Annotated in this window: 15 protein-coding genes; all 15 read right to left on the bottom strand. The window is 46.3% G+C overall.

Annotated features, from left to right (window positions below; genetic code table 11):
* Positions 1–77: 77 nt before the first annotated feature.
* Entirely contained in the window at positions 78–485 is a 408-nt protein-coding gene (locus tag ACKI4H_RS13465) for a hypothetical protein (RefSeq protein ID WP_407306552.1), read from the bottom strand.
* Between the two features lie 156 nt (positions 486–641).
* Positions 642–1,109, bottom strand: a complete 468-nt coding sequence (locus tag ACKI4H_RS13460) for a hypothetical protein (RefSeq protein WP_407306550.1) — start codon at positions 1,107–1,109, stop codon at positions 642–644.
* A gap of 35 nt (positions 1,110–1,144) precedes the next feature.
* Positions 1,145–1,408, bottom strand: a complete 264-nt coding sequence (locus ACKI4H_RS13455; RefSeq protein ID WP_407306548.1) for a hypothetical protein — start codon at positions 1,406–1,408, stop codon at positions 1,145–1,147.
* A 115-nt stretch (positions 1,409–1,523) separates the two neighbouring features.
* Positions 1,524–3,047, bottom strand: coding sequence for a hypothetical protein (locus tag ACKI4H_RS13450; RefSeq protein WP_407306546.1), 1,524 nt, complete (start codon positions 3,045–3,047; stop codon positions 1,524–1,526).
* Positions 3,048–3,227: 180 nt separating this feature from the next.
* The gene (locus ACKI4H_RS13445) at positions 3,228–4,031 is read right to left on the bottom strand and encodes a PhoH family protein (protein WP_407306544.1); all 804 of its coding nucleotides are present in this window, start codon (positions 4,029–4,031) and stop codon (positions 3,228–3,230) included.
* Between the two features lie 517 nt (positions 4,032–4,548).
* Positions 4,549–5,223: an ATP-dependent Clp protease proteolytic subunit gene (locus ACKI4H_RS13440; RefSeq protein WP_407306542.1), complete on the bottom strand. Its 675-nt coding sequence runs from the start codon at positions 5,221–5,223 to the stop codon at positions 4,549–4,551.
* Between the two features lie 57 nt (positions 5,224–5,280).
* Positions 5,281–5,871 (bottom strand): hypothetical protein, encoded by a 591-nt coding sequence (locus ACKI4H_RS13435; protein WP_407306540.1) that lies wholly within the window; start codon positions 5,869–5,871, stop codon positions 5,281–5,283.
* Positions 5,843–6,238: a hypothetical protein gene (locus tag ACKI4H_RS13430; protein ID WP_407306538.1), complete on the bottom strand. Its 396-nt coding sequence runs from the start codon at positions 6,236–6,238 to the stop codon at positions 5,843–5,845. The genes ACKI4H_RS13435 and ACKI4H_RS13430 overlap by 29 nt, the downstream gene beginning before the upstream one ends.
* A 178-nt stretch (positions 6,239–6,416) precedes the next feature.
* Entirely contained in the window at positions 6,417–6,911 is a 495-nt protein-coding gene (locus ACKI4H_RS13425; RefSeq protein WP_407306536.1) for a hypothetical protein, read from the bottom strand.
* Between the two features lie 62 nt (positions 6,912–6,973).
* Positions 6,974–7,375, bottom strand: coding sequence for a hypothetical protein (locus tag ACKI4H_RS13420; protein WP_407306534.1), 402 nt, complete (start codon positions 7,373–7,375; stop codon positions 6,974–6,976).
* A 5-nt stretch (positions 7,376–7,380) separates the two neighbouring features.
* Positions 7,381–7,554 carry a hypothetical protein gene (locus ACKI4H_RS13415; RefSeq protein WP_407306532.1) on the bottom strand — a complete coding sequence of 58 codons (174 nt, stop codon included), beginning with the start codon at positions 7,552–7,554 and terminating at the stop codon, positions 7,381–7,383.
* On the bottom strand, positions 7,547–8,458 hold the full coding sequence (locus tag ACKI4H_RS13410; protein WP_407306530.1) for a hypothetical protein: 912 nt from the start codon (positions 8,456–8,458) through the stop codon (positions 7,547–7,549). Before ACKI4H_RS13410 ends, ACKI4H_RS13415 begins: the two co-directional genes overlap by 8 nt.
* Positions 8,459–8,517: 59 nt before the next feature.
* Positions 8,518–8,994, bottom strand: coding sequence for a hypothetical protein (locus ACKI4H_RS13405; protein WP_407306528.1), 477 nt, complete (start codon positions 8,992–8,994; stop codon positions 8,518–8,520).
* A complete protein-coding gene (locus ACKI4H_RS13400) occupies positions 8,975–9,496 on the bottom strand; it encodes a hypothetical protein (RefSeq protein WP_407306526.1) in 522 nt (173 codons plus the stop codon). Before ACKI4H_RS13400 ends, ACKI4H_RS13405 begins: the two co-directional genes overlap by 20 nt.
* Before the next feature lie 10 nt (positions 9,497–9,506).
* A partial coding sequence (locus ACKI4H_RS13395) for an FAD-dependent thymidylate synthase (RefSeq protein ID WP_407306524.1) occupies positions 9,507–10,086 on the bottom strand: 580 nt, incomplete at its 5' end.

The following is a 10,086-nucleotide window of genomic DNA, read 5'->3' as shown; positions in this document are numbered from 1 at the left end:
TGACGACGACGACGACGACGACGAATTTTCGTTCGAATTGTCCTCGGTTCAACTGAACCGAGGACCGGCGGTGCCATTTATGCCGCCACTTTTTCAGCTTGCGGCTGGACTTCTTCGATCGCAGTGGTCTGGGCGATCACCGTGTCGGCGGCCTCCTGCTCGGCCTTTTCAGCGGCCTCTGCTTCGGCGCGCTTGACCAGTTCGGCCGCGACTTTCTGGCGCAGGGTTTCGAACTTCAGGCGCTTCGCATCGCTGCGAGCGTTCACTTTCAGTTTGACTGCCTGCTCGACGAGTTTGGCGTGGTCGGTGACGGTGCCGTCGATCACGCCCTTGTTCCAGACCGGGCCGAAGCTGAAGCGCTTGCGTTCGGCAGTTGCCTTGGCGGTATCTGCCAGTTTCTGCTCGAAGCTTTTCAGGACACGTCCTTTGACGGTGACTTCGGTTGCGGTGGTAGCGACGGCGGCGTTTTTCATCGATTTGGTCATTTTAAAACTCCTTGAAAGTGATTTAAAGTTTTCCAACCTTGACTTTGTCTTGTTTGTCTGGTTGATGTAGTTATTATATCACAGGAGAACCGGATGTACACAACTTTATGCACACCGGTGAAGATTTTTAAGGTCTTCACCTGGTGTTGACGCAGATCAACGAACCTTCATGTTGACCCATGTTTCAATGGCCTGACGCAGGATAGGTTTGAAGTCATCTTTGACGAGGACAACTCGAGGATCAAATGAGAGATTGCCGCTGAAGGTAGTAGAGGCAGCTCCAGATCCGAGAAGAGAGTCGATAAGGTCAATGGTGGCGTACTCGAGGGCGTCATCGTAACGAACGCCCTCGATCAGCTTCGTTATCATCTTCTCTTGGTGAAGGCATTGGGCGTTGAGTGAGAGTACCTCATGTTGCAGCGCCTCGTAGTTCTCTTCTAGAACGTCGACTGTTTCCATATAGTCAGCAGCTAGTTCATCTATTTGGGTTACCAGGTCACTTAGTGTCTGCCCAGGTTTGGTATCGCCATTTTCTGAAATCACACCGTGTGATGCAGCTTCAAGAATGTCTTTTAACCGTGCCAGCTGTGCTTCATCTTCATTTAAGCGACTAACGATACGCATGACACTTCTCCTCATAGGATTTGTTGATAACTTATTTATTCATCAACAAATCCTATGGAAGCTTCTGTCCCCTCGGGACAGAAAGAGAGCAAATATTTAATTTCACTGGGGTCTACATCTTGAGGGTCCACTGCTGGAAACTTTTCAGTGAAGTCATAGTCTTCAAGTTGTCCTCGAAACCCTGAGCCTTCATACCAAATCTGCCCACGAACGTTTTTTGTGACAATCAAGTACTCGTTCATTTGCTCATTGAGATAGATTTGTCCTACCTCCACGCGCGGCGTCCTATTAGGATTCATTTAAACCTCTTCTCCTGCTTATGATTGTTACATTGGTTAAAGTACCAACGTTAATAATATTATACCACATGTAACAATCATTGAGGAGGTGTATCCTACAGTATGTAACTTATATTCAGGTAAGCCAAGTCGTAGATCCAATCTTATCGGCAGCGGCATATGGAAGTGGCGCACCAAAAGCATTAGAAGTTGAAGCACCTTTTGTGAAGGTAGATGCATCCCTAATAATGTCAAATGATAGGCTCGTTGTGCCAGTAAGGGCACCAGGTGTAAAGAAGTGGAACCTTACTTCAAGGTACATACGCGTGCTTGCCACTGCAACTCCTACTTCATACGTTGCATTTGATATAGACTGATTCGCAATAATTGCTGATGTGGTTGTAGATCCATTAAATCCAGTTCCTACTGGGGCGGCACTCATATTCAATGGAAATACATTGGAGAAAATCCTTACCTTATCAGCAGTAATTCGTAGAACCCCACGCGAATCAAACAGCGTTTTCAAATTAATATCATTCGCGCCAGAGCCGGCATGTGTTGCCGTAATTTGAATTACGGCGCCAGAATATAAGAAGGTATCAAGTTCTTTCGGTGTATTGAAACGAAGACGAAGAGTTAAATCTGCACCAGTTGCGTTATTTGCGTTTCCTGACCAAGAAACATGCCTCGTGGTCGTGACGTTACTTGCAAAGTTTGGATTTGCTCCATTTGCCCCATTTATACCTTTGATAGAATAACGGTTGGCAAGGGCAGCATTTAGCACGTTCATTGTTTCCGAGAATGCACGGATCATGGTCACAATGCCAAAGTGTCGTTTAGATCTACGCTCTAAGGACGGGTACATTACATCATTTACGGGTAAAGCCAGTAATTCTGCAGGCACTTGACGTCCATCATAAACAAAAGGCATAGGAGAAATATCTTCAATCATGCCAACAGGTAAATCTAAACGTGCCACTGCAAATCGGGCCGCCGCCAATAGCAGATCCCAGTCTTGAGAAGTTACATCAACGGTCAACTCAGAATTTGGATCAGTAATTGGAACTAGGACATTTGGGTCACGTGTCGTCATTCCTGAAAACTTTGTCTGGAATGAAGTGTCCAATGCTGAAAGATTTCGCAATGCTGGTGTAAGGGTACCTAGCGCCTCTGAACCACCATTCGCAGTTGGTCCAATAAGCTGATTTACAATTGCGAGAAGCGCATCATACTCTTCACGTCCAGCTGTAACCTCAACTGCAGGCCATACTTGACTCCAACCGCCTATAGTAGTTGAAGTGCCGCCATGGCGACCAAACCCGTCATAGATGTACATAATTCCAGAGCTTGTGCCATTTTTCTCCACCCAAATATCACCAATAGCTGCAGGTGATGGTGGAAGAGAATTTATTGGAGTTGCTTGAATCCCTCCAAGGGAACGCCACTTTACTCCACCTTCGGTTGCGGTGCATACTTTAAGAATATTATTTGTTGTATCGTACCACTGTTGGCCAACAGTAGGATAAAGAGGCTCCGCACCATCAGCAAAGTTCTCAAGTAAGCGCATCAGGTTTTCTTGCTGAATCTGGCCATAATTTGCTGCGCCTTTCCCAGTAAAACGGAGCGAGGCTTTATTTGAAACTACCGAACCGACGGGCACATTGACACCGGCGCTCTTGTTCGTGTTAAGAGCTGGATTTTTCCAAGTTAAGATATAAATTTTGATTCTCCCCTGCCGAGTATGGATGAGTGCCTGGCTGCTCGGCTTTCTTTAGTCAGGCACTCTATTTATGGGGATAGCAAAGTGAGAGGCCTTCATTGAAACCTCTCACTGATATCATCAGATCACCTGCCCCTGTTGCATCTGACTTGCTCGCAGAAGCGAAGGATCTTGAGTTCTGAATTCATGGCGAATTGCAGTAGGACGTTTCTCTGGTTCCGGTGAATCAAGGTGTTGGAGGATTGTGCGTACGATATCTGAACGAACTACATCACGCGTTTGGAACTGAATAACATTGATGTCCTTTGATTTTCCGCAAAGTTTTCTCGATATCCACTCTAGTCCATTTTCTGGAACGCCACGAAGGTCAGACTGAGAACCATCTCCATTCACCGCGAACTGAGAATACTCACCAATACGGGTCACGAACAGTTTCATTTGTTCAATAGTTGTATTCTGAGCTTCATCAAGAATGACATAGCAGTTATTGAACGTGCGACCGCGCATGTATGCGAGAGGGGCAAACTCTATTTTTCCAGTTTCTAGTAGCTTCTTCGCCATTGTTGGCCCAACGAGATCATTCAATGCATCAAGAAGAGGCAGCAGATAAGGTGAAATTTTCTCTTCAAATGTGCCTGGCAAAAAGCCTAGAGATTCACCAGCCTCAACGATAGGGCGAGTAATCACAACCTTAGATACATCATTAGAGAGAAGCTTTTCAACTGCAACAGCCATCGAGAGGAACGACTTACCTGAACCTGCAGGCCCGGCCCCAATCGTCAACTTAGCATTGGTTAAAGATTCAATATAATGTCGTTGTGATTCATTTTTTGGTGTCGGACGAAACTTGAGATGAATAGCGTTACTCCCCTGTGGGTTGATAGGCTGTGGATAGCGTTGCTTAGACATAGCGTGTTTTCCCATTAAATCCTCCTGGAACATGGGATGACAAAAAACGTGATGAAGTTTAACTTCATCACGAAACGGATCCAATCAGCGGAGCGCGTGAAGGTGCTATGAAGGACACAAAGTGTACCATCACTTTGGAGGTAGTTAGGCTCTTGATGGACTCTTGGACACAATCTTTGATTGTCATGCCCGAAGAGATTAAGGACGAGGGCTGATCAGCAGAGTGATCAAACGGTGTGTGAACGAAGACTTTCCTGTGTTGTTTCATTCCGTGCCCTTGAATTATACAAATCTATTTATATGGGCCGGTGAATCATGACTGTATCCCAGCTTGCTTAAATAATATCATCTCAACTCAACTAATAGGATGGCAATATGGAAGCGGGACAAGATGGAGAACGTTTTGCGGATGAGACAGAAACACCAATTCCGCCTAGGAACACTTGGGATGAGCTGACAACATCTCAGCTCATCGACCTTAAAGCACAGCTTCAAGATAAGCTGTGGGCATTTGGAAATAATCCAACTATTGCTAAGGTTCTTCAGTCTGGGGTACAGCACCTCGAGACGATGATTTCTTTAAGGACGCTTTCTTAGGACGTGAAACAGGACCTTGGGGAATGTCAAGATATTCGGTAACACGATCAACAAGACCATACTTCTTGCATTCCTTAGGAGTAAGCCAGCGGTCAGAAGGTGAAAACAGGATATCATTAATCTGTTTTTCTGTCATTGTGGAATGCCGAAGGAAATGATCAATAAACATCTGCTTCAATCGAAGGTGTTCATTTGTCATTGCCATGAGTTCGTGGAACTTTCCTTCCATTCCGCCCATCCATTGATGGGCCATAATTTCAGTGTTGTGTGTTAGAACGCGTGAACCTTTTTCACCTGCAGAAAGGATCAAAAGCCCCATTGATGCGATGACGCCTGTCCCGACAGTTTGCACGGGGAGACGTGAGGTCTCCATAATGTCAATGATCGCAAATCCATCATTCACGTTTCCACCAGGAGAATTGATAAGGAAGGTGATTGGGTTATTACTCTGTTGCAGCATATTTGCTTTGATGACAAATTCACATGCTTGAAAAGCTGTGGTTCCATCAATTCCGCCGAATAACATGAAGGTCCCAAGAGACTCAAGACTGATCATGTCATAAGGGATTCCTACTTCTTCAGTTGACGGCAGTGATTCGGCTCTACGCATTTCTTCTCCTATATGGTTCGTGCGTTCCCGCACGAATGTATTTAGGAGAGCCAGAAGTCAGTAAAATTCGTGAATTGGGGTTGGTGACAGGCCGACAAGAAGCAGGCCGAGGAGAGGAGGTTTACCAGTCTTGGTGAAGTGGTATTCGGCTTTTGCATAACCACTATCTTCTTGACGGATACGTTCACGGACATAGTATGGGTGAATGCCTTCTTTATACCCAATCGTCTGAATAGCCAGGTCATAAATTGAGAATGAAAGGTGGCGTCCCATTGTGCGTCCCATGATCAACCACAGGAAGAATTGAAACACGATAATATGGATCATTGGGAGATCACGTTCACCGAACAGCGTTGTAAGAAAGGTGAGATCGCCTGTGTGCCCAAAGATGTAATTTGCCATCCCATGGGCGCCAATGACAAATGAGATAAACCCAAAGACACAGAGGAAGGCCATGCCGCCGCAGAACTGGGTGATGATGAAGGTGAAAGGCCACATGAGGGTGCGTACAACACGGTAACGACATCCTGCTACTGCTGCAGCCCAACCGAAGAAGCCGAACAGCCCTCCCACAAGAAGGAGGACAATGGAAATCAAGGTGCCAATTGGATTTCCGGAATTATGATGGTGGTCGTCGTGAGTTTCCATTTGTATCTTTCATGAGAAGGTGAGCGGGCCAAAATAGCCGTCTCAGTCCATTTTCGTGCAGGAGGGCTGCACACCATTCACTCTCTGTGCTTCGTGGATTTTGAGCAAACTTCTCGACCTTCCACGTTCCTTCGTAACCGTACACTGTTACTATGTCGTCGATCTCGTACATCCCGTTCTTTCCCATGAAAGAAAACATTTCAACTTTAAAGCGCGAGATGACTTGGTCTGGAAAACGATACCCATTGATGATTTCACAGATAACGATCTTCTCGCCATCAAATCCTACGACTTCACCTGCTTCGAAGGCATCATCCGTAGTTGGGTAGGTACGAACGATGTGGCCAATTGAAAAGTTCACGCTCATTTCAGCAGCATCCTGGTAACGAAGACTGGTTGGAAGACACCGGCCTTGTCAGTCGGCTTGAATCCTGCGAACAGATGGTTGGTGCCATACAGTCGCAGAGCGTAGAATCGATCCATGAAAACTCCCAAGTGATATACGATGAAAACATTATACACCAACCTGAGAAGAAAGTACACTCTTATTTTGCGCCGCGGTAGTCGCTGTAGTATGAGAGAAATTTGTCGCGCGAGAAAAGGTCATTACCGATGTCACGCTTAACATCGATGATCTGATCGAGGCGGATGAGGACCTGCTCCTGCGCGTCGGTGTCCTGCGCTACAATGAGAAGACCTTTGGAAAGATCTCCACGTTTATGTAGCTTGTAGTTCTTGACATTGACGTCAGCAGGCCCCGATGGGGAACGCCAAGTAACGGTGTCGTTTGGCTGAGGAAGCTGCCATTTACGCTTTAGTGGACCGAGGGAACGGAAGATTTTTGGACCGGCCATGTACTCAACGGACTTGCCATTGATCTTGGCGATATCGAAGAAATACACTGCGTCGGAAGGCACTGACGGGGTGTGTTCGACGTAGACCGCTGGACCGCGGTCCCTGTAGTTGGTGTACGAAAGAACATTGAAGGAAACTCCATCCTTCGTTTCAATCTTGTCACCCTTAATTGGTATCACTAGCATTATTCCACCATTGAATGTTTCACTTATTTATGCGTTAGTGAAACTTGGTGGAACAGGTCAATCTAACTTTGCGTTTCCTGAGGCATATTAGCGTGCACTTTGAAGGTCATGTTAATAGTCCCATCACTTGTTGGGATTAATTGGACATCACCATCGATTAGACCAGCATTTGCAAGCTTGACAATTCCGCTCATTGTCACATCTTCAACAGTTACAGTGGCTTCGTTATCATCATTGAAGTAAAGGATATCATAACCCCAATGATCACCAGCATCACGGACACCAGAGGACCGTGATTCGCGCTCAGCAACAGAGATGCCACACTTACGAAAGACCTTGAGGATTAGGACTGAAACATTTTTCTCAAGCTCATATGTCTTTGAAGACTCATCATCATCATCATCATCATCAGTCATCAGCTCCTCATTCTCAGACAAGTGCAAAAGCGATTGAAGTAATTTCATAGTTTCTAATCATTCCCTTCATCATTAAAATCATCAAGATCGTTATCGTTCATCAGCTCCTCTTCCTCGAGCTCGCGAATGTAATTCTTGAAAGTAACACGACGTTTCCGGTCCAGGATGTCTTTGCCCTCGTTTGTTTTCTTACGACGTGGACCCCGTGTATCGATGTGTTCACCCATTTTGCTGCGTTTCCTTTGGAAGATAAATCCGTGCCAGCGGTTGATTGCGCGTGACACGATAAAGACCAATCATATCAATCGTTAGTTCACCTAAATACTCCATCCTCATCGTTGACGTATTTACCAACGCAAATCTTTTTCCCCTCAAGTAATCTGTGTAGGCCTGCTGTTTCCAGCGTGCCACTACTTTAGTGAGGGTAGAGGTACGATTATTTACAGCGATCTTTACGTCAGACAGCATAAATTTGCGCAAGTGATCCTGAAAACCCTTCTGCTTCCAATTTCCAATGCGTGAGCTCTGACCTTCTTGAAAGACATCCCCATTGGCATGGACCGTAAGCTTGATGGAACCGTGTATCGGCCCGGCGTACTGCTTCGCTTCCTTGTTGAGATCAATCGTCTCCCAAGCCTTTAACGTTGTTGTGAGAATATTGCCAGGGTCCCAACCCGTCAGACATGAACCTGTGATCTTCCAGTACGTCTCATTGAACTCGTCAAGGTCCTTACGTAGTAGGTCAACTGCAGGGTCTGAGTCCTTTGTGATCTTAAAGTCCTTGATGGCGTGGTTCGTTTTATCGTACGAGCCACCCTTCATCTCTGCAAATCCCTTCCCATCTACAAGAAGATCAATGCATGAATTTTTACCACCAAGATCGATGTTGTCAAAAAGAAACCAGGCGACAAGCTCACCAGGACCTACTCCGTCTGGGCGAAGGTCGCTAATGGCTTTGGCTTCTGAGGGGTACCTGACGACGAACTTATTAAAGTTGTCAAGAAACGTTGCTGGCTCCGCTTTCTTAAAGAAGGGCTTCAGTGTCTTTACTGAAAGCCCGACAGTTCCAGCAAGTTCTTCTCGACCAATTTTCTTAACAGTTGAATTTTGTGGATTAAATCCGATTGACATACGAGATCATGATCTCGCGCGGTTCGCTTGTTACGTGCTCTTTTGGTTATTACGAGGCCTTACTCTTCAGGTAATTCCCAAAGTGTATGCTTTATTTTAACAAGTCTATTGGCGATAATCTGCGAAACGGTGATCCAGTCGCCATTTGCCAGGCCGCAGCCGATGAGCGGGTAGTGGACGTCAAGGTCTTTATTGAGCGCGAAGTTGCCGACACTATGGAATCCCATCTCAAGGGACTCATATGACGTGTAAACCTGTCGCTTGTCACGACCATAGAACTGCTGGCCCACGATGCTAGCAACCCAGAGCTCGGGCCCAACCTCAGTGTAGATCACCTTGCCCATGTACTGGAAGCCATTGTCGGGCTGATTTGGTTTTACGATGGCTGAGTAGTCTTTCCAGACCTTTGGCCATTTATTGCGAATTGAGAGAGCAATACCACCGTCCATTACACCCTGGGCATTCACCTGATGGATGATGATGCCCTGCTTTACTTCTTCGAGAATATTTCCAATTTTATGATGTGTTGAGTGCATAATATCTCTGTCGTAATTTAAGTGCTTCAATTGCGTCCTTATGCAACTTAGCTTGAAGGTCAGCACGTTTCTTTGAAAGGCGAATTTTTTCAACCATTCTGCTCAAGTCATCAAGCTGATACACTTTTAGATATGAGTCAGCAATTTCATTTGCTGTCACCTTGGTTACCGTAATACGATGTGATGGCTGAAGAGCTGCAAGTTGCTTAGCTATTGCACGATTGAAAAGTGATTTCCCATCACAAATAGAGAATGACACATTAATCACCTTTTCTTCTGTTTCAATTGGGGTGACGAAGAAACAAATGCCACCCGCTGGTGTTGCTTCAATGCAATGTCGTTGATAGCAAAATTGAACAGGTCGCATGAAACGAAAGAAAGTTTTCACTTTAATTGCTTCAACGTTTGATTTTTCATGCGATACGTCCTCCTTCTTTGGGGGACACACACAACGACATTGACTACATTTGGTGCACATCATTTCGCTTGTGTCGTGTCCCATTTATTTCTCCTTAGACTTTTTCGCGGCCGAACGTTATCTCGTCGTACCCATCTATATTTACGTGCTGGGCATCTGCGTAGATGGCAGGGTAACGACTTGCCAGCTTGCCGAACAAGTCATTGAAGCCGAGGCGAATTTCCTCTTCAGCGTGGCGGCTGGTTCTCTGCGTGAGCAGGAAGCGAAGTGCACGGTGGTTGTACGAGGCGGTGATGTTGTTAGCCACACCATTGCCGACGATGCGGCGGAAGGCACTTGTCAGGATTTTCTTTTTGGTGAAGTCAGCTTGGGTCTTCATGTCATTCAAACCAGCAGCCTCAACCATCTTTGCGAGGGTTGCTTCCTGGTTCTCAACTGCCTCGATGAACAGGGCCTTGAGAGTCGGGTCTTCCTCGATGCAGGTTGGCAGCCAGAACGACAGCTCGCCGAGGCGCACGTAACGCCCCGACGTCTGCGAGTACGAAGCTCCAGCACGGTGACGTACGAGCTCGTGAGTGAACACGCGGGAGACATTGATGAAGGCGATGTTGACGACTGCGTGCTCGAGAACGCTGCCGTGACCAGTAGCGACTAGACCATCTTGAATGTACTGG

This window comes from Acinetobacter sp., assembly GCF_045628685.1.
GTDB lineage: Bacteria > Pseudomonadota > Gammaproteobacteria > Pseudomonadales > Moraxellaceae > Acinetobacter.
Note: the sequence above shows the minus strand (reverse complement) of the source record. Positions and strands in the feature narration are given on the sequence as shown.